This is a genomic window from Fodinicola acaciae (assembly GCF_010993745.1).
In the GTDB taxonomy this organism is placed as follows: domain Bacteria; phylum Actinomycetota; class Actinomycetes; order Mycobacteriales; family HKI-0501; genus Fodinicola; species Fodinicola acaciae.
Genome location: NZ_WOTN01000002.1, coordinates 140,136 through 165,277, shown reverse-complemented (window position 1 = coordinate 165,277; position 25,142 = coordinate 140,136). Strand labels below are relative to the sequence as shown.

Here is a 25,142-nt window from a genome sequence, read left to right as displayed (position 1 = left end):
AAGCTGACCGGCTAGGGCCTAGGTGTCCACCTTGGGGCGACGCGGCGTACGACGACTTGCCTCGGCATTGCCGTCCGTCCGCCTTTGACACCCCGGCGTTGACCAGCACGGATGAGGACCATGCCTGGAGCATCCGGCAGTTTTCCGCGGATCTGCCGGTCGCGGTGCCGCTATCGGGCGGTCAGCGGCTCCAGGAGTCCGGCGACGGCGGCGGCCTCTGGTGCGCCGAGGTCGGCGAAAATCGCCGCGGCGGCCCGCCAGTTCCGTACGGCGTTGTCGGTTTGGCCGTCCTGCTGGAAAATCCGGCCGAGTTCGTTGAGCGTTTCGGCCCGCCCGAAGAGGTCTTCGTTCTGGTCGTAGATGCCCAGTGACCATTGGGCGTGCCCGATCGCCGTGCGGTAGTCGCCGAGCTGTCGGGACAGCGCGGCCATCCGGGTGCTGGTCTCGGCTTCGCAACCACGGTCGCCGGTTTGCCTGGCGAGCTCCAGCGCCTGCGCTAGCGTACGGGCAGCCGCGGTGTGGTCACCCAGTCGCGTGAGCGTCTCGCCCAGCGTGCTCATGGCGTTGGCCCGGCCGACGTGCTCGTCGGACTCCTCGCAGAGATCCACAGCCAGCTCGGCGTGCCGGCGGGCGGCCGGATAGTCACCGGTGTGGTTCAGCGTCTCGGCGAAGTTGATCAGTACGCGGATCCGCAGCTGCCGGTCGCCCAGCTCGGTCGCCAGCCGCAGGCAGGCGGAAAAGTGCGCCTCCGCCTCGGTGTAGCGCTGCTGGCGCCCGTACGAGCTGCCGAGGTTGATCAGCACGCGAGCCTCGCTCAGCCGATCGCCGCTGCCGCGAAAGTACGCGAGCGCGCTGTGGTGCAGAGGTGCGGCCTCCGTGCTGCGGTACTGGTTGTCCAGGCACCCGGCGAGCCCGATGCGGATGCGGGCGGCGAGGCGCTCGTCGCCGGTGTAGGTCGCCAGCGCCAGGCCGAGGCGGGCGATCTGCTCGTACGCGCGCCAGTCGCCGCGCAGCTGGCAATAGCGGGTGAGCAACAGAGCCAGAAACCCGGCGGTGTCGGCTCCCGGCCCACGCTCGGCCGCCTGATGGCGAACCAGCAGGACGAGGGTGTCGAAGCTGCGATCCAGCCAGCCACGAGCGTCGGCGTAGGCGTCGAACCTCAGCTGGTGCGGGCTGTCGCGGTGGTCCTCCGGCCGTTCCGGGGTCCGGTTCGGATAGATGACCGCGAGGGCGTGCTCGACCGTACTGCTGCTGAACGCCATCACCCGCACGACGGCTTCTTCCCGCACGCTGGCGGAGTCGTCTTCGGCGCGCCGTTCGGCGGCGTACGTGTGCAGGAGATCGTGGATCCGGTAGCGGCCCGGCTCGGGGCAGTCGAGCAGATGGACATCGACGAGCGCCTCGAGCAGATCCTCGGCCGGCGAGACCGGCATCGCCAGCAGCGCGGCGGCGAACTCGAGCGGAATGTCGTTGTCCGGCCATGACCCGAAGGCCCGGAAGGCCATCGCCTGGTCCGCCGGCAGAGCTTCGTAGCCGAGCTGCAGCGACGCGCGTACGGCGAGGTCACCGAGGCGCAGCTCGTCCAGCCGCCGGCTGGAGTCGGCGAGCCGGCCGGCGAAGGTGGCCAGCGGCCAGCTCGGCCGGGCGGCGAGGCGGCCACCGGCTATCCGTACGGCCAGCGGCAGGCCGCCGCAAGCCGCCGCGAGCGAGGTGGCCGCGTCCGGCTCGACGGCGACCCGGCCGACACCGGTGATGCGGGCGAGCAGGTCGACCGCCTCGGTGGGCTCCAGCGGACGCAGCCCGATCGACTCGGCACCCGGCAGGCCAGCCAGGTTTCGCCGGCTGGTGACCAAAACGGCGCAGCTCGGCGAGCCGGGGACCAGCGGGCGCACCTGCGCGGTGTCGCCGGCGTCATCGAGGACCAGCAGCATCTGACGACCGTCGAGAAGCGTGCGGAAGAGGCGTACGCGGTCGTCCAGGCCAGTGGGGATGTCGCGAGCACCCAGCGAGTAGAGCAGCGAGGCGAGTGCGTCGGCCGGCTCGACCGGCTGGCCGCTCGCGCCGCGCAGCTGGATGAACAGCTGCCCGTCGGGATAGCGGTCGCGGATCCGGTGCGCCACGTGTACGGCCAGCGCCGTCTTCCCGAAACCGCCGGCCGCCGTGACGACCGCGAGCGCCGGGGCCGCACCGCCGGCCGCGGCGAGATGCTGTCGGATCCGGTCGACTTCGCTGGCCCGGCCGACGAAGTCGGGCACGTCGGCCGGCAACTGCGCCGGCGCACCGGTGCCCGGAGCCGGCTCCGCGCCGGTCGCCGCCAGCAGCTCCTCGTAGGTCCGCTGCAGGTCGGCGCTGGGTTCGATGCCCAGTTCGGCGGACAGGCCGCGGCGGGTCTGCCGGTAGAGGTCCAACGCGGCTGCCGGCCGTCCAGCGGCGGCAAGCGTCCGCATCGCCGCCGCGCAGACACTTTCGTCCAACGGATCCGTACGCAGCGCCGCGAGCAGCGGGTCGACGGCCCGGTCGGCCCGCCCGAGCGTGGTCGCGGTCGAGCCGAACGCGATCGCCGCGCGCGCCAGCTCCGCTGCGACCGCCTGGACGGCCGGGTCAGAGGCGAACTGCGGCAGATCGGCGAGCAGCTGACCGGGCGGGCGACAGAACACGGCGTCCCAGATCGCGTACGCCCTGGTGAGGTGCCGCTGCTCGGCCAGCGCACCGGCTTCCCGCAGCCGCGCTCGCAACCGCGGCAGGTCGATCGCTTCCGGCTCGGCGACCAGCCGATATCCACCTGGAGTGTGGTCGATGCGGACGCTCCGCTGGCCCCGCAGCAACCGCCGCAGCCGGGAGATCTCCTGGTGGAGCGGCTCGACGGCCGGGACGTCGCGATCCGGCCAGACCGTCTCCAGCAGCTTGTCCACCGGCACCGTCTGGTTGGCGTACAGGCAGAGATAGCCGAGCAGAGCGCGCCGGCGGGGCGAGGTGACGGCGATCGGCGTGTCGCCTTTGCGCACCTCCAGCGGCCCGGCGATGGTGATCGACAGCTCGCCCTCCAGCGCCTCGACCAACCGCTTCTCGGTCGCCTGCTGGGGCGTACGGACCCGGCCGCGCTCAAGATCGCGGATCGCGCGGACGCTCAGCCCGCAACGGTCGGCGAGCTGCGCCTGGCTCAGCCCGGCCGCCTGCCGGGTGGTCCGCAGCCAGGTCGCGAACGGCACGTCTGCCACCGGCTCACCCCGTTTCGTGCGGGCGTACGACGGTGTTGGTGGCGAACTCGACCGTCCGGCGAGTGTCATGCGTCGCGTGGTCGGTCGTCATGTTGACAGCATGCCGTACCGTATGCACGCATTCCTGGGGAGAGGCCTGCCAATGCGACTTTCTGGCGTCGGTAAACGATTTTTGGCCTGTGTCGCGGTTGCCGCGACGATCGGGACGGGTACGCCAGCAATGGCGGCCGTGCCGCACGATGCCTGTTCCGAGCCGCCCGGCAAGCCGGGCGGGTGGCAGATCGAGAGCGGCGGCGACCTTGCCCCACCTCCACCTTCGGCGAAGCGCCCGGTCGCGCCGGGCGATCCGTGCGGCTTCGACCCAACCGGCAACTTCGAGTCTGCTGTGCTGGTGAACCACGCACGGCAGGTCGAGGTCGCCGGATGGGCGATCGACCCGGACACCACCGGCCCGGTCGCACTGCGGATCACCGTCGGCGCCAAGGTCTACCGGGTGACCGCCAGCGTCAAGCGGCCCGATGTCGCGCGCGAGTTCCCCGCGTACGGCAGCGCACACGGCTTCCATGCCCTGCTGGACGTACCAGCCGACGGCGCCGCGCATGTGTGGGCCACCGTGTTGAACCTCGGGCCAGGCCACGACAACCGGCTGAGCACCAGGTCCCTGTCCTGATACGGCACAGGCGCGCCGCGGTCGCGGCGCGCCTGTCGGTTTCCGTTACTTGCGTGGGATTCCGTCGAGGACGCGAGTGGGGATGGTGTAGACCGTCCCGTGCTTTCCGGCTTCCGCGACCCGGTGGCCGTGTACGATTTCCCAGATCGTCGAGTTCGCCGGTGATTTCACCAGCGTGCCGTCCCGCATCGGCCGGGCCAGGGCGGCGAAAGCGTGATCCGGAATACGGATGATGGGCTTGGCCGAATAACCCGTGTGCACGATTTCGGCGTGATTTTCGAACACCACCCGAGCCCCACCGACCACCACCGCGACGGCACCCGCCGAATTGCGTACCAGCGAACCGTCCGGCACTCCGGTGCTGAGATTGGTGAACGAGCGGTCCGGGATTTCTACCACGGTATGGCCCCGATAACCGGCGCTGGCCAGGTCGGCGTTGCTGGCGAAGACGTACTTGCCGGCCCCGATGACCACGGCCGCGGCATGGTGGGAATTGCCGACCAGCGACCCACTCGGGATGCTCGTGGGGTGAGAGTCGAAAATCCGGTCCGGTACGCGTACCACGGGGTGCCTCCGATAGCCGGACGCGTCGATTTCGGCGTTGCTGTTGAAAACGACCTTGCCCGTACCGACCACGACCGCCGCCACATTACCCGAATTGCGGATCAGCGCACGGTCCGGCAGACCGGTGTGAACGGTGTCGAAGAAACGGGCTGGAGTGGCGATCACCGGTTGGCCTTTGTAGCCGGACGCGGCAATCTCGGCGTTGCTGGCGAACGGGACTTTCCAACCGTCAACGACCAGCGCGGTCGCGTATCTGCTGTTGCGCATCAACGTCGTTTCGCGCGGCGTACTCGGCATTTTCGCGAAAAATCCGCGAGCCACCGGGTAGATCGGACTGCCGGCGTATCCCAGCGCCGTGATTTCCGCATTGTTGGCGAACACGGCTGGAGCGCCGCCCACCGACACCGCGATCGCACCCGAGGGCTCCCGCAACAGCGTCCCGGACGGAACGGCCTTCGGATCAAACGTGCGGACGGCATCGTCGACGATGTTGTCGTACCGCTCGGGCGTGTAGTTGCCCGCCTTGGCGGCTGCCCAGACCCGTTGCTCGGCGACGTGACCATAGTCGTATTCCTCACGTACGACCGGCTGGGTGTGCGCGCCGTCGGCCCAGCCGACGAACAATGCGATGTGAGTGTGCGGAAGCAGAAGCGCGTCGCCGGGTTTGAGATCCTTGCGCGCGATCGGATGCATCACGTCGGGCAGGTCGGCGGTCGTCCGTGAATAGCTCAGGTGCCAGGACATCGAGACGAATCCGGAGCAGTCGCGGCGGTAGGAGCCGTACTTGTTCACGTGCGGGCTGTTGTTGTCCTGACTGTACGGGACCTTTTCGTCGATCCACGACTTGGAGCGGGTCAGCACCTCGGACCGGGTGATCTTGCCATTGACCGCGCTGGCCGGTCGTACGATGGCCGGCGCGCTGAAGGCCTGGGCAGGAACGGCCAAACCGATCCCGGCCATCGCGCTTATCGCGATCAGTCCACTCTGGATCTTCATGATTTTCCTTGTTCGGTAGGAATGCCGTTGAGGACGCGGGTGGGGATGGTGGAGACGGGGCCGCTGTGCCGGGTGACGAGCACCTTGTGGCCGTTCACGATTTCCCAGACGTGCGAGCTGGGCGGTGTCCTGACCAGAGTCCCGTTGCGCATCGGCCGGGCGAGGCCGGCAAAGGCACGGTCAGGGACGCGTACGATCGGGCGACCCTTGTAGCCGGTGTGCGCGATTTCCGCGTTGTTGAGGAACACCACCCGCGCACCGCCGACCACCAATGCGACCGCGTGCTGGGAATTGCTGACCAGCGAACCGTCCGGGATCGTCGAGCGATGTGAGTCGAAAACCCGGTCCGGCACCCGTACGACCGGGCGGCCTCGGTAACCCGACGCGTCGATTTCGGCATTGCTGTTGAAAACGACCTTGCCCGTACCGACCACAACCGCCGCCACACTGCGCGAGTTACGGATCAGCGCGCCGTTGGCAAGACCGGTGTGAATCGCATTGAAGAAACGCGCCGGCGTGGCGATCACCGGGCGGCCTTTGTATCCGGAGGCGGCGATCTCGGCGTTGCTGACGAACGGAACCTTCCACCCGTCCACGACCAGCGCCGTCGCGTACGCGCTGTTCCGGATCAGTGTCGTTTCGCGCGGCGTACCCGGCATTTTTCCGAAGAACCCGCGAGAAACCGGGTAGACGGTGTCGCCGCCGTATCCCAGTGCCTTGATTTCGGCATTGCTGGCGAACACCGCCGGAGCGCCACCCACCGACACCGCGATCGCACCGGACGGTTCACGCAACAACGTCCCGGACGGGACCGCCTTCGGGTCGAATTTCCTGGTCGTCTGGCCGTAGACTGCGGCCTGCGCCTCATCGAGATGTGCCTTGTAGGCTCCGTTGTTGTAGGTCGACCACTGCGTCCAGGCCGACCCTTGGCCGGATATCCGGTATGCCGCGGCGGCGTTTTTCGCCGGGTCGAACGCCATCGCGTCGGTGACTTCCGGATGCCAGTAGCTGTTGATCTGCCAGAGCCCGCGGTCGCGGGTGCAGTCGGTGTTCAGCAGCACCGCCCTGGTCCATCCGCCGCTCTCGGCCAGCGCGACCGCGACCGCGGTCACCGCGTGCGATTTGTCGAATCCGGCGCTCAGCGCATACCGCGCGACCTGGCTCGCCGTCAGGTGCGTACCGCCCAGCGTCGACTGCGGCTGGCACGACGCGCCTGGCGACGGCGGCAGCTGATCCTGGTAGCCGGCGGCGGCCACCGGACTGGCGAATCCGATCGCCACCGCCGCGGTCGCCAACAGTGTGCCCGTACTCCTGCACCACTCGAAACCTTTCATGTCTCCCCTCACGAGACGCGACCCGCTCCGCGCTGGAGCGGCGCGATCGCGGACCCTGTTGAACACTCGCTCCGCCATCACGATCGCGAGAACGGCTGACCGCCGGCTTGCACCAACCTGGCCGTACCGGCCGGCGGCAGAAAACTCAGTTGAGGTGGGGAAACACCGGCGATGCCGGTGCGGTGAGGTGGCTGGCGGGTGATCCTGCGGCAGAAAGCGCGGCAGATCTTGCGCAGGCGGGCTTCGGACGCGGGTGGGCACGACGTTTCGCGCCGCCGCACCAACACGTTCTGACTCACAAGTCCCAGGGCGCCGCCGCCCCAACGCGGATGCAGCGTCCCGCGGCGCGCGTGACGAGGTGTAGCTTCTGTTTTCCGGAGACGAGCATGTCTTGCTCTTCATTTCCGGAAAAGGGCGAGAACCAAATCACTTGACGACACTCAGCGGACGGTTATCCTGATAGCGGCTGCAATCCCGGTGCTGCACAGACGGGCGATCGGGCGCCGGACACCGGGAATTTCCGTCGCTCGCGCCCGTCCCACATGTGGTAGGAGCCAGTCTCCGCGTCCGTGGACTGGATTGCACATCGCACGCGATGCAGCTCGCCAGTCGCACCTTGCCATGAGCAGCGTCGATGTGGCAGGTCGGCGAAATAGGTGACGGATGTCAACAAAAGTGATAAATTGGATCGAACTATAGATCTCTTGGACTCTGATACGACACCGTTATGTGTCCAGGACATCGGCTAACGACCGCAAACCTGGTTGAATTTCCACATGTTGGAGCAACTGCTGTCCGGCTTGCGAGGTGCGCGAGCGCCCTTCCCGGCCGGGGCTATTTGGCTAACTACGGCGTGGTTACTGTGGCACAGAGCCCTTCCGCCTTACGTACCGGCCAGCGGTTTGATCGCCGATTTGTACAGGCTGGGTGACTGGGCAGGGAAACCGGTCGTTATCGTCGTTATCCTGCTGGGTGCCTACCTTCTCGGAATCATGTCTGAGGCCATTACCTCCGCCTCTGCCGTCCTTCTTGCGTCTTGGATGGCCACGCGGCCAGGTCACGCCCGCAGCCTCCGACAAGTTGTCAGCACGTTGCCGTTTGAGCTGCTGTCTTTCTCATCCATTGGCCACCGGACTCTGAGGGCGCGGATTAGCACGTACCTGGCCAGCGCATTGGCGAGCGCTGCACCACATCGGCCGACAGCCGGGCCGCAGACGCCGCAGCCTGGAGCTGCCGATCCGCCTTCGGCGGCCGCGAATCTGGACGCATTGGTGCGACCGGAGGTGCCGATAAGAATGCGACGTACAGTCGTCATTCGTCTGATTAACTTGGAACCAATAGTGGAAACGGTCGTGCAAGCCGGGATCCCCATGACGCTTCCACTGCTCTTCTGCAAGACTCCAGACGCGTTCCGCACCTACCAGCGCCTCCGTGGAGAAGCGACGGTCCGGGCGGCTATCAGCCTGCCGCTCGTCGTCCTGACCGTTGTCGCCGCAAGAGAGTTTTCGGAGGCTTGGCAACGTATTGGTCTCGTTGTGCTAGGTCTCGTCTTCAGCCTCGCACTGTTCGCGATCGCAGTCCATCGGTTAGGTCGGGCCTATCAGCTCATTGCCGAGGAGGTGAGCCAGCGACTCGCAGAAAACGCGACAATACAAGCACTCTCCAGGCAACTATTGACGGCGTTGGCAAGGGAAAACCAGCCTGGTCGGTTTACCGCCGACACCAGAGCAGCAGCTCGTATCGCCGCACGGATCGAAGAAACACAGCCAGCGATCGCTCTCAAGTACTACCGGTACGCTGCGACCGCCGGACACCGTCATGCACGGCGCCGCGCAGCGGTATTGACCGCGGCTCTGCCCCCGCCCTCTCCCTAGTTTCAAAGCCGGGCAAAGTCTGCCACGCGAGTGCAGTCCGAACAGCGAGAGTGCGCGGGCCGGGGACTCGCGCCAGAATCTAGGCGCCGAGGCCGTCGATCAGCAGGGTGAGGCAGCGCTCGGCGTCGGCGGGGGTGGCGGCTTTGGCGATGGCGGTGAGCAACGTGATCAGTTCTGCTGTGGTCAGGTCCGGTCGGATGACGCCGGCGGCCTGCGCGTTGGCCAGCAGCGGTTTGGCGGCGGCGCGTACGATCTGGGGCCATTCGATGTGCCGAAGCTCGGAGTCAGCCATCGTCGCGGCTTCGAATGCCTCGCGGAGCCCGCGGCTGCCGTTGAGGAGCGAGATGACCGTCCGCAACCAGGTCACCAGGGCAGCGCCCGGGTCGCCGTCCGTGACCAGCGACGCGGCCACCGCGGGCAAGGTTCTCACCCGCTCGCCGTAGATCGCCTCCAGGATGGCCGCTCGGCTGGGAAAGTGCCGGTAGAGGGTCGCGTTACCGACCGACGCCGCTTTCGCGATGTCGTCGAGCGAGGCACCCACACCGTCCCGGTCAAAGGCGACCTCCCCTTCGGTCAGCAGCCGTTCGTAGTTGCGTTGCGCGTCGCGACGCGGCATCACACCACCCCTCTAGCCAAAACGGGGATGCTCCCCGTATGCTACCCGAACCAAAGCGGGGACAGTCCCCGATTTATTCGAAGGAGAGTCCAGATGAGCAGTCCTCTCACTCCCGGCGAGGTGGTCGACGCGATCATCGCCGGCCGGGCGCGAGGAGACCTGGACACCTCGCTCCAGTACGTCGCCGAGACCTCGATCGACCAGGGTGAGGTATTCACCCGGCAGGACTGGCGGACGAAATGGGAACGCATCGTCGCCGGCGTCCCGGATTGGCAGATCACCCTGGAGAACAGCGTCGAAACCGGCGAATGGGTGTGCAACCGCTACACGATCAGCGGCACGCACACCGGTGACTTCTTCGGCCGGCCACCGACCGGCCGGCGGTTTCGGATCAACGCCATGGACATGGTCCGAGTACGCGACGGACAGCTGATCGAACACTGGGCCTTCGGCGACTCGTTCTGATTTCACCGCTTCCGAGCGAATCGCCGGTCGATCGGGCGGACCGGCCTAGGGCCTGTCTCCATATTCCGGGGGGATGAGAGTCGAGATCCAAACGTCGTCTGCCCGAGAAAGATGTGACAGCGGCTCGGCTATCGCCCCGCGGAATATGGAGACAGGCCTAGCATATGGCCGAGTGCAGTGCGTCCAGCAGGACCAGTGGACGCGGATCTGGAGTGTCGGCGCGCAGCTGGTTCATGGCGTACGAGAAGCCGACGCCGAGCGCGGGCCAGGCGCCGTGCCTTGAGCCACCGGCACCGGCATGGCCGAAGGCGTCGCGCGGTGGGCCAAGGTGCGCCGCCGGAGTCCACAGCTCGAACCCGGCCGCGTACGCCATAGGTGCACGCCAGGTCGGTTCGACACCGCGGCGGATTTCCTGGCGGCCGAGCGCGATCGTGGACTCGGCGAGTACGCGGATGCCGTCGCAGGAGCCGCCGGCCGCGAGGCAGCCGTAGAACCGGGCCATCGCCCGAGCTGTCGCGTACGCGCCGACCGCCGGCATTCCGGCTCGCCGGAATGCGGCACTGTTCCACAGGTCGGGCGCGTCGGCGGCCAGCAGCGGGTTGCGGACAAGTCGGTGCAGCGGGTCGTCCGGCTCCGGCGGCGCCAGCACACCTGGGCCGGCGATCGTCCGCGATGACCTGTGGTGCAGTTCGTCGGGCAACCCGATCCAGATGTCCAGTCGCAGCGGTCGCGCGAACTCGTCGGCGAAGAAGCGGCCAGCGTCACGACCGTCGACCCGGCGGATGAGCTCGCCGACGAGCCACCCGTACGTCAGCGCGTGGTACATGAAGCCGGCCCGCGGATCCGTCTCCGGCTCCTGTGCCGCCAGGTGCTTGGCCATCGCCGACCCGTCGAGCAGGTCGCTCGTCGTGACGCCGCCGGGCACGCCGGGGAGCCGGCTCTGATGTGACAATACGTCCCCGACGGTGACCGCCGGCTTCCCGAACTCCGGCCAATAGCGAGCCAGCGGCGCGGCGAGGTCGACCTGGCCGCGCTCCACCAGCAGCAGGACGCAGGCGGCGAGCAGTCCTTTGGTGCCTGAGAAAATCAGCTGCAGGGTGTCCTGCTGCCAGGCGAGCCCGGCATCCGGATCGGCCTGACCACCCCACAGGTCGACGACCTGCTGTCCACGCCAGTACGCCGCGATGCTCGCGCCGACCTCGCCGTGTTCGTCGAAGTTACGCCGGAACGCCTCGGCCACTCCATCGAATCCAGCCGCCACGAAACCGTGGATCTGTGTCATTTGCTTGTCCTGTCCGCCGACGCCAGCAGCGTGAGTGCCGCACGCTTCGCGGTGGCCGCGGTGGCGCCGGTCGTGTCGTAGTGATCGGCGACGATCGTCGCGCCTTCGACGATCATCAGGAGCTGCAGCGCCACACCGTCGGGATCGGCCACCCCGGCGCGTGCGGCGAGGTCGGTTAGCAACTCCAGGTAACGCCCGAGATGGCGGGCCGCGACCTTGCGGACCGGAGCCTCATGATGCTGGGTGGCGGCGTTGAGAATCGCGCAGCCGCGAAAGCCGTCTTCGACATACCAGCGGCCGAGCGCGTCGAAGATCGCGGCCAACCGGGCCGCCGGGTCGTCGGACGCAGCGTCCGCCGCGTACCACAACCACCGGATGACCCGATCGCTTCGCGCGGTCAGAACGGCTTCGATCAGGCCATCCTTCGACCCGAAATGCCGATAGAGCGTCTCCCGTGACGCGCCGGTCGCGGCACACAGGTCGGCGACGCCGACGCCGTCCAAGCCGCGCTCGTACAGCAACGCGGTCGCGGCCGTCAGCATCGCCTCCCTCGTACGCGCGGGGTCCAGAGACGCCCCCTTCGGCACCGGCATACGGAGATGGTATCGATCGTTTCGATCTCCGATTATGACGACGATCACACGGTCAGTGGCCGGCACATCGTCAGGCCCGTGCCGGACTACAAACCACGTAGACCGAAGGCCTGAAGCACCTGAAACGCCATGAAGACAAGGAAAAACGCGGCCGCGACCAGGCGTACGGCGAGCATCGGCCATCCCTGTCGGAGCGGCATCGCCATCGGTCGTCCCGTTGGTCTCGCGTCGCCGTACCACGGCCGTGATCCGGCGCGCAGCCCCAGCCACATCGCGCCGACGAGCACCGCCGCGAGTACGAGGACCAGGGCAAGCGTGACGAGGCCGTCCAGGAGGCCGCGCGGCAGTAGATCAGGAACGACGATCACCGCCACCAGCAAGGCGACGATGTCGAACGAGATCGCCAGCAGGCTCTGCGGCATGAGGTCCTTCTGCCGGGTGATCGCCGCCCGGACCGCCACGACGTTGACGGGAACGACCGTGCCGGCGACCATCGCGGCAACCCCGGCGCCGCCCGCGATCGCGAACCGCGCTGCCAGCCAGCCCATCAGCACGATCGCGCCCTGGCTGTCGCCGTCGACCCCGCCGCCATAGTCGGGAAAGGCCACGCCGACCAGCGCGACCAAGCCGATCATCGGCAGGATCGCGACGGGATACGCCAACAGGACCAGGCCCATCCGCCAGGCGTACGAGCCGACGAGCGGAAGCATCCGAGACGGCTTCCTGACCAGATCGCGGCCGCGTAACCAGGCCCAGGCCGCGACGCCGCTGACCGCGACCGCGATCGCACCGACCGCCTCGACATACCACGGATAGGTCGTGGGTACGTTGTCGGTCGCGCCAGCGACTCCCTGCGTGTACGCCAGGGCGAGCCAGCCGGCGAGCCCCCACATCCCGGTCGACAAAAAGGAAAACCCGACCGCGTACCAACGCCAGGCGCGCACCCGCGGCCAGTCGACCTCATGTGGACGCTTCACGCTCACCATAGTGTCGGCTGTCGAGATCCACGCGCACGTCGGATGAGGTGTTGCCTGCTTCGTCTATGGCGCGGACCAGGAGGACAAGCAGGCCTGTGTCGGGCGGGGGCAGGGTTGGCGCGAGGATTTTGTTTGGGCCGTTGAACGGTTCGGGGCACACGAGGATCGCGTATTGCTTGTACTCGCAGCCGGATCCGGACAAACTCGCGCCAGCTGTACTCGAAGCCGCGGATGTCCTGGTCGCCGTGGCCGTCGAAGGTGAAGTGGTTGTCGGCGTCGTACGTGCCGATGGGTGGGCTCGGATTTGTCGTGTCGACAACGAACGAGCAGGTCGGTGACCAGGCGGATGTCTCCGCGCCGTCGTTGACGCGTACCTGCCACGAGTAGGCGCCTTCATCGGCCAGGTGGCCGTCAGGGATGTCGACGCTGCTCGCGAGGTCGACCGAGCCGTGGTCGGTGGTCAATGTCAGGCGCGAACCAGGATCGGTGCGCGGCCAGACGGCGAATTCATACGTGAGGATGTGCGCGTCGTACACGTCAGGGTCGGTCGCTCGTGCCTGCAGCAAGCTGGAGAAGTAGCCGACTCGTCGGTACGGCGCCGCCGTGTCGCATGGAAAGCCGGCGTTGTACTGGTATTGCGGCAGAATCGATGGTGGCGAGTCATAGCTCACGGAGAGGCTGTGGCCGTTCCAACCGAGCGTGCGTCCGTAGTCGGGGGCGCGCTCGACATCGGCCGGCACGCGAATCTCGAGCGTCACGCTGCCCTGTGCCGCCATCGCCGCGGACACGTCGAAGGTGATGGTCCCCGGGCAGTAGGACGCGTCGCGGATCTGGTCCAGCTTGCGTATCTCGTCGGGACGGGTGTGCCAGGTCGGCGTCTTGGTGACCGGCTTGGTCTGCCACACCTCGATGGCACGTTTCGTACAGTCGGCGGCGCTCCCTTCCTGGATCACCTGGACAAACTGGTACTCAGTTAGACTCGTTGACACGGAGCAGTACTTCGCCGCCTTAGCTCAGTCGGCCAGAGCGACGCACTCGTAATGCACCGCCTCCGCGTTGCTTCGCCGGTATTCGCAGCTATTTCCCATTTCGCAGATGTGACCGTTGACCTGCGGTTTCATTGCGTCGAAGAGATTCCCAGCGGCGGTGGAATAAGGAGCTGGTCTCGCATTTCCAAGGCGATGTGTGCCCAGAGTGTGCCCAGCGGTTTCATGGCAACCGCTCCGTTGGTGCAGTGCTACCGGCGATGGCACCGAGACGACTCTCACGCGAATGGCATGCCGCCGTCTGTGTTGGCCGCGTTGGCGACACAAGTCGCAACCAGGTGCGGCGCTTCGCGGTTGATATCGCGCAAGAGCTGACCTCACGAAACGTGGCGTACGCGATGTCAACCCGTTGGGCGTCGTCACCAATAGTAGTCGCAGGCGCGCGGATGGCGCTCTCGTGTCCGACAGTGCCACTTCGTCGGCGAAAGAGGTTCGAGGCCCAGACCGTCCCGTTCGGATACGTCGCTCGGCAGTATGAGACTACAACCGTCCATTAACGTGGCTTCAAGAATCCCACGAACTTGCCGTCCCTAGTGAAGCGGACGCCACGTCCCGTCGAGTCGTAGATATTGATCACCTTATCGAGAACCTCTGTTCGTCCGTTTGGGTCATTGAGAATAGAGTCAACGACTGCCTGCCCCTGCTCGTTTCGACGCGCGGTGTTTCCGGTCGACCTCGGAAACGCATTCCCTTTCCGGTCACCGTGCTTCATTAGTGCGCGGCCGGTCTTTGTGAGGCGGTTCCGGTCGACCACTTTTGCTGCCCCGCTAAGGTCGTTGAGGGACTGACCTCCGACCAACCTACTGCCACGAGCCAGCCTACTTGGGATCCGCACCAAGACCGCGTGCGGCAGCCGGGTCAGGAGCCGTCGCCAGGTCGAGCGCCCGCGTGCCGCCGGCAGGTCTGACGCAACCTTTCTCCCGGCACAGTTGTCTGTCCGGCATGGTTCTGGTCGAGAGAACGGGTACGGGGATGGGAGCTGTGGTGAGCCCGGTGCACACCGGCAGCGCGGCCGTCGGGTCGGAGGCGGCGATCGCGGAGCTCTACAAGGGCTGCTATCGGCGGCTGGTCCGCAGCGCGTACGCCCTGACCGGCGACCTGGAAGAAGCGCAGGACGTCGTCCAGGAGATCTTCGCGAAGGCCGTCGCCGCGCCGCGCAAGGTGCTGGCCGCCGATGATCCGGAGGCGTGGCTGCGTACGTCCGCGCTCAATCTGGCGCGCACCCGGCACCGCCGGCGGGCCTGGCTCGACCGCTTCCTGAGACGCAGCAGACCGGATCCCGCGGGTGCGCCCAATGTCGACCGGGTCGCACTGCTGGCCGCGATGAAACAGCTGTCGCCGGTCCTGCGGGAGGCCGTCGGGCTGTTCTATCTCGCTGATCTGTCCATCGACGAGATCAGTGCGGCACTCGGCGCCCCGGTCGGCACGGTGAAAGCGCGGCTGTCCCGCGGCCGTACGGCACTGGCGGACATCCTTAGCGTGAAGGAGGACGACAAGTGAACCAGCTCGATGCCACCGGCGCGCGCGACTATCTCGATGAGCAGATGGTGCAACCTGACTTCTCCGTCATCGCCGCGCAGGGCCGCCGCAAGCGCGTACGCGGGTGGTTGGCCGCGCTGGCTGCCGCGGTCGCAGCCGCTCTCGCCGCGATCGTCGTCGTACCACTGGGTACGGCCCCGGCTGTCGGTCTGCTCGGCGCCACCGAGGTGTGCAGGGTGTTGCCGGTGAGCAAGGCGATCAGCTACCTGGTGCTCGGCAACTGCACCGACAGCAAAGATCTGGTGCTGGCGCGGACCTGGGACAACGGGCGGCACTGGGACGCGTCTCGAATGCCGGACTTCGCAAAGGTGCGGGAGGAGTACGGCGGGGACATCGCGCTGGACCCGGACACGGTCGTCCTAACGGGGTGCATCACCCAAGACGCCGGTCGCAGCTGGCAGCCGGTAAACCAGCAGATGGACACCGCCATCGAGACGGTCCCCTCCGGCTGGGCCGTGGTGCCGGCGACCTTCTACACGTACAAGGAAGCGGCCCACCGGCTCGTCACGATCGATCCGGCGACCGGACGATTGCATCCACTCGCGCACCAGCCGCTCGCGCCAGGCGACGGTCACGTGACCGAAGCCGGCGACGGGTCGCTCTGGCTGTCGCCCGGATGGTCGCCAGGCACCACGGCTGTCAGCCGTGATCGAGGCCGCTCGTGGAAGGACTTCGCACCGGCCGGAAAGGGCGCCGGCTGGTCATCGTTGGCAAGCGTCGACGGAGTCGTCGGATATGCGGTGTTCACTGACCAACGCAGCGGCCGTACGGTGATCTACCGCACCGCTGACGGAGGCGCCTTCTGGCAGCAGTGGAGTACGCCGTCGATGAAGAGCCTGGGTTGGGTCCAGTTGCTCCCGAACGGCGATCTGCTGGCTCTGTCCTCGACCAACGGCATCAGCGGATCTCCGATGGTGCGCAGCTCCGATCAGGGCCGAACGTTCACCGCACAATTTCCGACGCAGCTGTTTTTCGCGCTGGACCGGCTACCGTCAGGGGAGTTCAGAGCGGACGGCTTCCAGGGGCACGGCACGCCGCCGGACTTCAAGGCGGCGGCGTCTTTCGTCTCGGTGTCGGACGACGGCTCGGCGTTCGTACCACTTCACTACCCACCGGGAGCGCGCTTCGATTGGCAAAAGCCCACACCGATGAAGGGTTCGCCCGCCCCGACGTTGCGGATCAGCCGGTGACGGTCAGCTGAGGGCGCCGTGAAGGCGGTCCGTGCTACCGGGAGGGGCATGAGTGCTGGACTGACGCGCCGGGCCGTGTTGGCGGGCGCCGCGGGTGGACTGTTGGTTCGATCCGCGCGTCAGCGCCTGGCGGTACTTCGTCATGCCGAGGAAGCGACCGGAGTGTGGCGATGGCCTGCCGTTGCTTCGGGGATTAGTCGGCCGACGTACTACAACTGGCTGCGCTTCCATCAGGCTGAGGGTGTCGATGGCTTGCGGAACCGATCTGCAGGCCACGGACCTGCCCGAACGCCCACCCGCGACGGGATGGTGGAGAAGATCATCCACCTGCGCAAGCACCACCACTTGGCCCCGACAAGATCGTGATGTATCTGCAGCGCTACCACGATCTCACGATCTGCAAAATCCGGCGTCTCGCGCATCCTGCACCGCCGGGACATGGGACGGCTGCTGCCTCTCAGTGCTACGAGCGCCACGACCGCCGATGGAGATGCTACGAGAGGCAACGCCCCAGCCGCCACGTCCAGATCGACGTCAAGTTCGTCGAACCCTGCCCAAGAACAATCAGAAAACCGCGATCCAGCTCTTGGACTGTGAGCTCTCAGCTGTCCTTCGCGGTCCAGACCACCCAAACCGACAGCGATGCCGAATTCCAGTCGGCCTTCCACTGGCACGTGCTCGACAAAGACATCGAGCACCGTTACTTCAATCCCCGCACACCCGGCTGAACGGGAGAGTCAAGCGCAACCACCGCATCGACGGCGAGAAATCTATCGGCTGCTCGACGGCGCCGTCATCGACGACGTCAACATCTTCAACGCCCGCCTCAAGGAATGGCAGGACTACTACAACCACGACCGACCCCATGGCGAAACACACTATGAGACTGCGCCAGAAAGCCAAACCACTGAAGCCACCGGGTAAACGATCACTATCAACGGCACGCAACAGCCACCGCACGCGCGTTCGTCGGTGCGTCCGATGCCGCGCCTGCAGTCGGGCATCGTCATACGTGCCAGACCTAACAAGACGTTCCGACTTGAGGTCATGTAGTCATTCAGGTCGCCCACGGGCAGCAGGGACGCGACTGGTATGAGGGGCTGTCGAGGCTGATGTGGCAGTCGCCGTCAACGCTGGTCGTCGTAGTTGATGCGCGCGTTGTGGACGTCTTCGACATGCGTTTCCGCCCACGCTTTGATGGCGCGTTGGATGGGCAAGAGACTCTCCCCCAGCGGAGTCAGGGCATAGTCGACGCGCGCCGGTACCGAGGCTGTGACCGTCCGGGTGAGGAGTCCGTCGCGCTCAAGCTGTCGAAGTGTTTGGGAGAGCATCTTTTGGCTGGCTCCGGCAATGATCTGGGACAGCTCACTGTGCCGGCGCGGCCCATCAGCAAGTGCGCTCAAGGCCAGAGTGACCCACTTGTTACTGAGGATCGCGAGCAGTTCGTGGCCGGGGCAATCGGCGAGGTTCGCGTTGTATGCGCGGCGTTCGGAATCGCGGCGCTCGGCTGCTGTGTTGGTTGCCATCGGCTCTCCTGCGTACGATAGGCACCTGCGAGTGCCTTCTTGTCGGGCAGGCCGGCAGTTCCTAACGTCGGCCCATGCGGTCAATTATTGTCCACCGGTTCGGTGGCCCGGAGGTTCTTGAGCTTGTTGACACTCCTGTGCCGGAGCCTGCGCAGGGGCAGGTCCGAATCCGGGTGGCGGCATCGTCGGTCAATCCCATCGATTTGTCCGCCCGCGCGGGCCGCCTTACCGAGGCGGGATTGATGGCTCCGGCTCCACGCATAGGTATGGGATGGGACGTCGCCGGCCACATCGACGCTGCCGGGCCCGAGGTTGTCCGGTTCTGCGTAGGCGACGCGGTTGTCGGACTGCGCGATCTGCTCTTCGCACCCGGTTCGCACGCTGAACACGTGGTGCTCGACGAATCCGCAATCGCGGCTGCTCCACAGTCGGTTTCGATCACGGCAGCCGCGACACTGCCCTTGAATGGACTAACCGCAGACCGCGCCGTCAATCTGACTGGATTGTCGCGCGGTCAAACCCTGCTCGTCACCGGCGCCGCCGGCGGTGTCGGTGGCTTCGTACTGGAGCTCGCCGCCCTCAAGGGCCTGCGGACGATCGCGGTCGTACGGCCTGGTGACGAAGATCTGGTGCGAACCCTTGGCGCCAGCGACGTGATCACGTCCACCGAGCAGCTTGGCCTGGCGGTCCGCCGCCTGGCACACGGAGGCGTCGACGCCGTCATCGACGCCGCGGTACTCGGTATCCGGGCACACGACGCCCTTCGTGGCGGCGGCACTTTCGTTGCCCTCGTGGCACCATTCGCGCCACCCCCGATTCGCGGCACTCGTGTGGTGGTCCAGGAGGTAGTGGCCGACGGTGCCAGACTTGCCGAACTGTCGGCCCTGGTCGACTCAGCGGCGCTCACGCCACGAGTCGCCCACACCCTGCCCCTCGCCGACGCCGCGCAAGCGCACACACAAATGGAACGAGGCGGCGTACGCGGACGTGTCGTTCTGATCCCCTGAAGACACGCACGTATGCCGAACATCGAAGGTTATACGGCCAGGCGAACTGGACGTACTCGTGAACGGCGATCGCGTGCGTGTCGGAGGCCACGCGGTGATCACCATCCGAGGCGAGCTGCTGGTGTGAATGCCGCGCCGCGACAACGGCCTTCGCGGCTGTGCGGCTGGACACCGGGCGCTGAACAGGCCTGGTGAGGCGCGATGTTGATCTCCACGAGGGTCAGTCCTGCTACGCACCTGCGGGGTCGGACCCCAGGGACAGCGCAACGGATCCCAGCAAGAGGGTCACTACAGCAAACGCGGCCCAACATGCGGCTAGCCATCCCCACCGGTGAGGGCCCTTCCGCTTCCGTAGCGCGAGTACGAACAGTACGATCCAGACCGCCGGCACGGCCAGGCCGAGCGGGTACGCGAGCCAAGTGAGCGACGGTCGGTACGCGTTGATGGAAAGGCCGTTGAGCAGGTTGAGCGCGAACCACGGAATCGACCCGACTCCTCCGACCAGTCCTAACAGGCCCAACAGCAATCTGTGGATGTAATCGAATACGGACATCTCTATTCCTCATTTCCGCACGACCCATCAGGTTCGGCCCGGCCAGACTCACATGCTCTGTTCGAAGGCCTCCGTACCTCTGGCGGTGAGCTGGCGACCGCGCCGTGGTCGAGATGCGCAGCCGTGGTCTCCGGAAAATGGACGATCAGATCGAAAGCGTCCAGAGGATCCACCTCCGGATAGTAGATGCCGTGACGGTGGCGCCTGATGGCACCGACCGCCGCGGTGTCCTCTGGTGACAGTTGTCTGAGGTCGACGGCGAACGGTCGGTCGCAGCTGGCGTCCATGAGCGCGTCGAGGCTGTCGGGCTCCGGCGGACCCTGTTCGGCGAGCAGTTCACCCTTGAAGAAACCCGGTCCGAGATTGAAGGTCAGGCCGCCTCCGGTGGTCATGCCGATAACCACGTAATCCTTTCCCAAGCGGTCGGCCAGGTGCATTCCCATCGAGCTCGCCGGCGGCCTGCCGGGGGCCGCGACGGTCGGCCATCGCTGGACGTGGCCGTTGTGCGCGGCCAACAGGATCCGGTCCTGCCGACGCAGGATCCACTCGACGTTGTCGGCGATGGCGGCGTCGCGGTTGGCGAGCACCGCCTGGAGGTCTTGTCCAAGCATCGCCTGCGCATTGACGTCCAGGACCGCGGCCAGATGGATCGCGCGCAGCGCATGCTCGTACGCCTCCGCGGAAGTCCGCCGCACATATTCCAACCGGTGGCCGGTCAGACGGTGGGTGAGCCTGGCCAGAGCCGCGGTCAACGCGTCCTGACGTTCAGGTGCGAGGTTGCCGTACGAGGTGGCGACCGAGGCGATGGAAAACGGTGAGGCCGCTGCGAAGCGAGCGGCGGTTTCCCGAATCAGCGGATCCAGCTCACGTTCCGGGTCGGCCTCGGCGAGGAACGCGGCCACGGCATCCAGGCTCGGCAGCAGCGAGCTGTTCGAGCCCGACAGGTCGATCCCATAGAAGCTGACTGGCCTGGCTGCGGATCCGTTGTAGTCGCGGATCCATTCCAGATGGGCACGCACTTCCGTCCACAACCCCATGAGCGAGGTCATGCCGTTCGCCAATACCGCATCGACTGTGCTCTCATCGCTGCCGTGCAGCCACCGGTCGACGAGCCAGCCCTGTCGATCTGGCAGCCGGCCAGCGGAAAACCGGCCCGGCTGGCGATCGGACTCGCCTCCGGAACACATCCCGGAAAACGGATGGCCAACCTCTACTACCTCGACTTTCCAGTGGCGCTACCCCAACGGCGACTGGCATCCCCAGCACTGGAACTACAACGGATATGCCGGCGCGCCGGAGACATACAACTTCGACGAAACACGCATCCGTACATATTCGTCAAGGTCTGCACCGAAGTGAACAACTGGCCGGACGACTGCGCGGAGTCCGGCGCCTGGCACACCTGAGATGAGGATGTCCGGCGGCCGGGCCACCGGCCGCCGGATTTTCGCGTCACGCGTTTCCGTAGCGGTCAGAACGGTTTGTCGAGAACGCTGTTCCAGCGGTCGAGCTGAGTGACCGGCATCAGCTGTGCGATCAACAGTGCGCGCATCGCGTTCATGAGGGCCTCGGCGTCGGCGCGCGGCGTGGCATCGCGAGCCACTCTGTGCAATGCGAATCCATTGACGAGTGCCACGAACGCGGCCGCCGCGTCGGCAGGCTCGCGCGCACCGGCGCTGGCGAGCAACGACGCCGCCAGTGCCTCGAATGCCTCCAACGACTCGGCGACGGCCGGCCGCAGCTTCGGGTTGCGGGCCGCCTCCAGGTAGACCTCGAACTGCGCGACGATCGCCACCGTGTCCCGACTGAGCAACGAGTCGACGATCCGCCTGGCGAGATCCTGCCGGCTGGTCGCGCGTTGCGCGGCGTCGTCGGCCAGCGCGCGCAGCTCGGCGACGCGTTCGGTGCTGTGCAGCCGCAACGCTTCGACAGTGAGCGCGGCGATGGAGTCGAAATAGTACGTCGTCGCAGCCAGCGGCAGACCCGCTCGCGCCGCGACCGCGCGGTGCGTCACGGCGCGCGGACCCCCTTCGGCGAGCAGGAGCAGCGCGGCGCGCAACAACGCCTCCCGCCGTTCCACGCTGCGGCGCTGGGTCGGCACTCTCCCACTGCTGGCGTCGCCGTGGACGGCCGTGTCCGCGTTGTTGTCGGTCCCTGCTGACGGCATTGACACACCTTATCGAGAGTCGTACGTTGGTCCCACTTCAGAACTGGTGCGTATGTACTAGTTCATTCCGTCCAACGTCCCCGCCGTCCTTCGGAGGAAGTCAGGAGAGTCAGCGATGACACGACCACAGCTCGAGCCGCCGCGACCGCCTCAACGACAACGTTTCGGCACGATCGCGGCCGGGTTGACCCTCATGCTCGGCGGTCTGTTCGCGGCAACGCCGACGACCGCCGCGCCGGTGACCTCGCCGGACGACATTGCCGCGCTTGCGCCTGGTACGGTGTTGGACGCGCGGCCGGTGACCATCGCCGCCGGCTCGCTGATCCCGGTGAAGATCACCGCATGGCAGCTGCGCTACCGGACCAACGACGCGACCGGAAATCCTGTCGTGGCGATCACCACGGCGATGCTTCCCTATCAGGCCGGCCCGGATCCGAGCCGTCCCCTGTTGGCGTACGACTCGTTCGAGGACAGCATCCCGGCCTCCTGCGCTCCGTCATACCAACTGCAGCAGAACCTCAACTGGAGCGGCGTGCCGGTGCAGATCGAGCTCGTCATGATCGCCGCCGGACTGCGGCAGGGATGGGCCGTCACCGTCCCCGACCATCTCGGCCCCACCGGTGAGTATCTCGCCGGCCGGATGTCGGGACAGGCCACTCTCGACGCGATCCGCGCGACCGAGAGTTTTGGCGCCATGGGGTTGAACGGTCCGCGTACGAAGGTCGGCGTGCTTGGCTATTCCGGCGGCGCACACGCCGCCGAATGGACCTCGACCCTGTCGTCCGGCTACGCACCCGAGCTCAACATCGTCGGCGTCGCGGCAGGAGGCGTGCCACCGGACATCCAGGCCGTCTACAACAAGATCAACAGGACGGTGTGGGCCGGCATCGCGGTCACCGGCATCGAAGGCCTCCGTCAGGCCTATCCGGAGCTGGACCAGTACGTCGACCAACACACCACCGCCGCCGGCAAGTCGGCTTTCGACAAGACCAAAAACCAGTGCCTGCAGAACAACGTCATACAAAACCCGTACGCCAACATCGACACCTATTTCACCGTGCCGGATCCGCTGCACCAACCGATCCCGCAGAAATACCTCGCGTTGAACACGATGCCGTCCGACATCAGGACTGACGCGCCGACCTACCTGTTCCACACCGTCGGTGACGAGGTCCTGCCGATCGCACCGGTCGACGACCTGGTCGCCGGCCGATGCGCCGCAGGTGACCAGATCGTCTACCGGCGCGACAGCGCCAGCAACGAACACGTCCTCGCGGCGATCGCCGGCCTGCCTGGTGCGGCCGTCTGGCTCAAGGACCGGTTCGACGGCGTCCCGCTCGCGCCCGGCTGCGACATCAGGACCGTACCGACCACGCTCACCGACCCACGCAACGCCGCGTTTCTCGGCGACACTCTGTTCAAGTCGCTGCTCGACATCGCCGGCTATCCGGTAGGACCGGACGACGCCATCGGATGACGGAGGTTCGCGGGGGCCGGTCACCTGGCCGCCGCCAACCCCAGCTCAGGTCTGCAAGCCACCGTCGACCGGCAGCACCGCACCGGTCACCAGGCGAGCCGCGTCCGAAGCCAGGTAGACCACGGTCGTGCCGATCTGGGACGTGTCGTCGAAGCTGTCGGTCGGCGCGTTGTCCGCGGCGTTACCCGTGGCATCGTAGACGCTCGCGAAATCTCCGGTCCCCATCGCATCCTCGGAGGACCGCCGGTATGCCGTGGTCGGGATGAATCCGGGGTGGACGCAGTTCACTCGTACGCCGTAGCCGAGCTTTCCCGACTCCAGCGCGGCGGACCGGGTGAGCCGATCGACCGCGGCTTTGGCTGCCGAGCAGGCGGCGACGCCGGGAAAATCCACAGTCGCCGACACCGAGGCGACATTGATCACCACGCCGCCGTTACCCACCAGACCACCCGGCCGCATCGCACGAAATGCATGCTTGAGGCCTAGCCTCGCCGAGCACGTTGACGTCGAACATCGCTTGTAGGTCCGCGGGGTCCAAGTCCACCAGCAAACCAGTGACCTCGACGCCGGCGTTGTTGACCAGAATGTCGAAGCCGCCCGTCTCGGCGATCGTGGCGGCGACCGCCACGTGCCAACCCTGCTTGTCGGTCACGTCCAGTACGGCATAGCCGGCTTTGCCGCCTGCGTTGGCGATCGCCGCGGCTGTCGCCTTCGCTACGTCCTCGTCGATGTCGCCAGCCATGACCGCGGCACCGGCCCGGGCCAACGCCGCGGCGATCACTCCACCTGGCCCCACGTCCGCCTTCGGTCACCAGTGCGCTGCGGCCGCTCAGGTCCTGTCGATCCGTCAAAGTCCTCACCTCTCCAGGAATCCGTGCTGTCAGCGCGATGTCAGGCCCGTCCGACTATCGTTGGACGGCGTCGGAACGCCGTCATCGCCGTGCCGGCACCGCGAAGCCGTCCGGCGTCGTGGTGTTCCGATACGCAGGTGCCGGCTCGACGCGGCCTCGCCCCAGGTGGTCCGCCCCTCGACTACTCCGGTCACGTCGAGCCGGCTCCGTCCCACGGTCGACGGGACGCGCGTGGAATGTAGGAAAGCTCCTCGCTCGTATCGCGATCACCATCGTCCTCCTGCCTGTGGTCGGTTTGCTGTGGGCTGATCGCGCCCAACAGCGCGTAGATTCCCTGGTTGACCTGCGTGGGGATGCCGTGTACGCGGCCGAGCCGGACGATCATCCCGGTGGCCGCCTCGAAATCCAGCGGACGGCCGGCGAACCGGTCGGACAACATCGTCGTGCCGTCGAACTCCTGGAAGTGCTCGAACGCGGCGAGCGCGGCGTCGACGTCCTCGGTCGTCAGCCGCGCGCCTTCGGCGATCCCGACCGCGACCGCCTCGGTCAGCAGCCTCGTCGCGAGCGTACGCACGTGCGGATCACGCATGATCCCCATCCGCCGGCAGGCGATCGCCGAGATCGGTTCGCTGGCGACTCGGTCGAGCAGGTTTTTCCAGGAGGCGGTGAGAAAGTCAGCCTCCTCGCACACCTGGAGCCAGGACGGCGCGAACACGGCGGCGAGGTCCCGCGCCACGCTGCCGGCCGGAAGCGCGAGCTCGCGTCCCGACCGGTGCACGACGTAGCCAGGAGCGATCTGTTCGGCATCGATGTGCGCGATCGCCGGAACGTACCGATGGCCGTTTCCGGTGGGACGCGGACGTCGCCGGCCGGCCCAGGTGCCGATGCCGACGACCGCGGTGGAGTCCTGGCACAACCGGCTCATCCACCGACGATCCACCGCCGGCTGCGTCTGCAGCACCCAGTCGACAGGCGTCGCGTATTCCGGATCCGGAACCACCCGGCACTCGATCCTGCGCGCTCGACCATCGAGCTCCAGCATCAGCCGCTCGGCCGGCCGGACTCCACAAAGCGTCACGTCGACATTCGCGTCCTCGGCAGCCGCGACCAACGCCATACCGATCGGGCCAGTCGCGATCACGGCCATCGTCGACATAGACAGGACTCCTTTGTCCACAGGAAAGCCTGGCTCGGCTT

General features: G+C 66.7%; 23 protein-coding genes. 9 read left to right on the top strand and 14 right to left on the bottom strand.

Annotated elements, in window-relative coordinates; translation table 11 throughout:
* Nucleotides 1-170 precede the first annotated feature (170 nt).
* Nucleotides 171-3,218, bottom strand: a complete 3,048-nt coding sequence (locus GNX95_RS16000) for a tetratricopeptide repeat protein (protein ID WP_163508217.1) — start codon at nucleotides 3,216-3,218, stop codon at nucleotides 171-173.
* 220 nt (nucleotides 3,219-3,438) lie between these two features.
* Here GNX95_RS16000 and GNX95_RS15995 point away from each other — a divergent pair, with 220 nt between their 5' ends.
* The gene (locus tag GNX95_RS15995; RefSeq protein WP_163508216.1) at nucleotides 3,439-3,888 is read left to right on the top strand and encodes a hypothetical protein; all 450 of its coding nucleotides are present in this window, start codon (nucleotides 3,439-3,441) and stop codon (nucleotides 3,886-3,888) included.
* A 45-nt stretch (nucleotides 3,889-3,933) separates the two neighbouring features.
* On the opposite strand, the gene GNX95_RS15990 is transcribed toward GNX95_RS15995, so the two are convergent.
* Nucleotides 3,934-5,448, bottom strand: coding sequence for an NlpC/P60 family protein (locus tag GNX95_RS15990; protein ID WP_163508215.1), 1,515 nt, complete (start codon nucleotides 5,446-5,448; stop codon nucleotides 3,934-3,936).
* Complete coding sequence (locus GNX95_RS15985; protein ID WP_163508214.1) at nucleotides 5,445-6,782, bottom strand: transglycosylase SLT domain-containing protein; 1,338 nt, start codon at nucleotides 6,780-6,782, stop codon at nucleotides 5,445-5,447. Before GNX95_RS15985 ends, GNX95_RS15990 begins: the two co-directional genes overlap by 4 nt.
* A gap of 1,295 nt (nucleotides 6,783-8,077) precedes the next feature.
* Here GNX95_RS15985 and GNX95_RS15980 point away from each other — a divergent pair.
* Entirely contained in the window at nucleotides 8,078-8,656 is a 579-nt protein-coding gene (locus GNX95_RS15980) for a hypothetical protein (RefSeq protein WP_163508213.1), read from the top strand.
* Between the two features lie 79 nt (nucleotides 8,657-8,735).
* Here the strand turns inward: GNX95_RS15980 and GNX95_RS15975 are convergent, their stop codons facing one another.
* Nucleotides 8,736-9,272, bottom strand: a complete 537-nt coding sequence (locus GNX95_RS15975; RefSeq protein ID WP_163508212.1) for a TetR/AcrR family transcriptional regulator — start codon at nucleotides 9,270-9,272, stop codon at nucleotides 8,736-8,738.
* 93 nt (nucleotides 9,273-9,365) lie between these two features.
* Here GNX95_RS15975 and GNX95_RS15970 point away from each other — a divergent pair, with 93 nt between their 5' ends.
* Nucleotides 9,366-9,737: an ester cyclase gene (locus tag GNX95_RS15970; protein ID WP_163507231.1), complete on the top strand. Its 372-nt coding sequence runs from the start codon at nucleotides 9,366-9,368 to the stop codon at nucleotides 9,735-9,737.
* Between the two features lie 157 nt (nucleotides 9,738-9,894).
* Here GNX95_RS15970 and GNX95_RS15965 read toward each other — a convergent pair whose 3' ends face one another.
* From GNX95_RS15965 to GNX95_RS15950, 4 genes are all read right to left on the bottom strand, one after another.
* Nucleotides 9,895-11,019 carry a serine hydrolase domain-containing protein gene (locus GNX95_RS15965; RefSeq protein WP_163508211.1) on the bottom strand — a complete coding sequence of 375 codons (1,125 nt, stop codon included), beginning with the start codon at nucleotides 11,017-11,019 and terminating at the stop codon, nucleotides 9,895-9,897.
* Nucleotides 11,016-11,612, bottom strand: coding sequence for a TetR/AcrR family transcriptional regulator (locus tag GNX95_RS15960; protein WP_163508210.1), 597 nt, complete (start codon nucleotides 11,610-11,612; stop codon nucleotides 11,016-11,018). The genes GNX95_RS15965 and GNX95_RS15960 overlap by 4 nt, the downstream gene beginning before the upstream one ends.
* A gap of 86 nt (nucleotides 11,613-11,698) precedes the next feature.
* A complete protein-coding gene (locus GNX95_RS15955; protein ID WP_163508209.1) occupies nucleotides 11,699-12,589 on the bottom strand; it encodes a hypothetical protein in 891 nt (296 codons plus the stop codon).
* Between the two features lie 2 nt (nucleotides 12,590-12,591).
* Nucleotides 12,592-13,542 carry a hypothetical protein gene (locus GNX95_RS15950; RefSeq protein WP_163508208.1) on the bottom strand — a complete coding sequence of 317 codons (951 nt, stop codon included), beginning with the start codon at nucleotides 13,540-13,542 and terminating at the stop codon, nucleotides 12,592-12,594.
* A gap of 1,077 nt (nucleotides 13,543-14,619) precedes the next feature.
* Here GNX95_RS15950 and GNX95_RS15945 point away from each other — a divergent pair.
* The 3 genes from GNX95_RS15945 (at nucleotide 14,620) to GNX95_RS43825 (ending at nucleotide 17,092) form a co-directional block, all read left to right on the top strand.
* Nucleotides 14,620-15,135 carry an RNA polymerase sigma factor gene (locus GNX95_RS15945; protein ID WP_222853696.1) on the top strand — a complete coding sequence of 172 codons (516 nt, stop codon included), beginning with the start codon at nucleotides 14,620-14,622 and terminating at the stop codon, nucleotides 15,133-15,135.
* Nucleotides 15,132-16,364: a WD40/YVTN/BNR-like repeat-containing protein gene (locus GNX95_RS15940; protein ID WP_163508206.1), complete on the top strand. Its 1,233-nt coding sequence runs from the start codon at nucleotides 15,132-15,134 to the stop codon at nucleotides 16,362-16,364. The genes GNX95_RS15945 and GNX95_RS15940 overlap by 4 nt, the downstream gene beginning before the upstream one ends.
* 593 nt (nucleotides 16,365-16,957) lie before the next feature.
* On the top strand, nucleotides 16,958-17,092 hold the full coding sequence (locus tag GNX95_RS43825) for a hypothetical protein (RefSeq protein ID WP_281356928.1): 135 nt from the start codon (nucleotides 16,958-16,960) through the stop codon (nucleotides 17,090-17,092).
* Between the two features lie 399 nt (nucleotides 17,093-17,491).
* Here the strand turns inward: GNX95_RS43825 and GNX95_RS15930 are convergent, their stop codons facing one another.
* Nucleotides 17,492-17,890: a winged helix-turn-helix transcriptional regulator gene (locus tag GNX95_RS15930; protein ID WP_163508205.1), complete on the bottom strand. Its 399-nt coding sequence runs from the start codon at nucleotides 17,888-17,890 to the stop codon at nucleotides 17,492-17,494.
* Between the two features lie 74 nt (nucleotides 17,891-17,964).
* Between GNX95_RS15930 and GNX95_RS15925 the strand changes: the two genes are divergently transcribed.
* Nucleotides 17,965-18,897, top strand: a complete 933-nt coding sequence (locus GNX95_RS15925; RefSeq protein WP_163508204.1) for an NADP-dependent oxidoreductase — start codon at nucleotides 17,965-17,967, stop codon at nucleotides 18,895-18,897.
* 555 nt (nucleotides 18,898-19,452) lie between these two features.
* Here the strand turns inward: GNX95_RS15925 and GNX95_RS15920 are convergent.
* Nucleotides 19,453-20,637, bottom strand: a complete 1,185-nt coding sequence (locus tag GNX95_RS15920) for an erythromycin esterase family protein (RefSeq protein ID WP_163508203.1) — start codon at nucleotides 20,635-20,637, stop codon at nucleotides 19,453-19,455.
* Here GNX95_RS15920 and GNX95_RS15915 point away from each other — a divergent pair.
* On the top strand, nucleotides 20,542-20,856 hold the full coding sequence (locus tag GNX95_RS15915; RefSeq protein WP_163508077.1) for a hypothetical protein: 315 nt from the start codon (nucleotides 20,542-20,544) through the stop codon (nucleotides 20,854-20,856). The genes GNX95_RS15920 and GNX95_RS15915 overlap by 96 nt on opposite strands.
* 65 nt (nucleotides 20,857-20,921) lie before the next feature.
* Here GNX95_RS15915 and GNX95_RS15910 read toward each other — a convergent pair whose 3' ends face one another.
* The gene (locus tag GNX95_RS15910) at nucleotides 20,922-21,617 is read right to left on the bottom strand and encodes a TetR/AcrR family transcriptional regulator (RefSeq protein ID WP_163508202.1); all 696 of its coding nucleotides are present in this window, start codon (nucleotides 21,615-21,617) and stop codon (nucleotides 20,922-20,924) included.
* Nucleotides 21,618-21,732: 115 nt separating this feature from the next.
* Between GNX95_RS15910 and GNX95_RS15905 the strand changes: the two genes are divergently transcribed.
* Nucleotides 21,733-23,094: a lipase family protein gene (locus GNX95_RS15905; RefSeq protein WP_163508201.1), complete on the top strand. Its 1,362-nt coding sequence runs from the start codon at nucleotides 21,733-21,735 to the stop codon at nucleotides 23,092-23,094.
* A 45-nt stretch (nucleotides 23,095-23,139) separates the two neighbouring features.
* Here the strand turns inward: GNX95_RS15905 and GNX95_RS44040 are convergent, their stop codons facing one another.
* The 3 genes from GNX95_RS44040 to GNX95_RS43220 form a co-directional block, all read right to left on the bottom strand.
* Nucleotides 23,140-23,535: an SDR family oxidoreductase gene (locus tag GNX95_RS44040; RefSeq protein ID WP_343034875.1), complete on the bottom strand. Its 396-nt coding sequence runs from the start codon at nucleotides 23,533-23,535 to the stop codon at nucleotides 23,140-23,142.
* Nucleotides 23,528-23,890, bottom strand: coding sequence for an SDR family NAD(P)-dependent oxidoreductase (locus GNX95_RS44035; RefSeq protein WP_343034874.1), 363 nt, complete (start codon nucleotides 23,888-23,890; stop codon nucleotides 23,528-23,530). Before GNX95_RS44035 ends, GNX95_RS44040 begins: the two co-directional genes overlap by 8 nt.
* A gap of 245 nt (nucleotides 23,891-24,135) precedes the next feature.
* Nucleotides 24,136-25,101, bottom strand: coding sequence for a ketopantoate reductase family protein (locus GNX95_RS43220; RefSeq protein WP_246281655.1), 966 nt, complete (start codon nucleotides 25,099-25,101; stop codon nucleotides 24,136-24,138).
* Nucleotides 25,102-25,142: the final 41 nt, after the last annotated feature.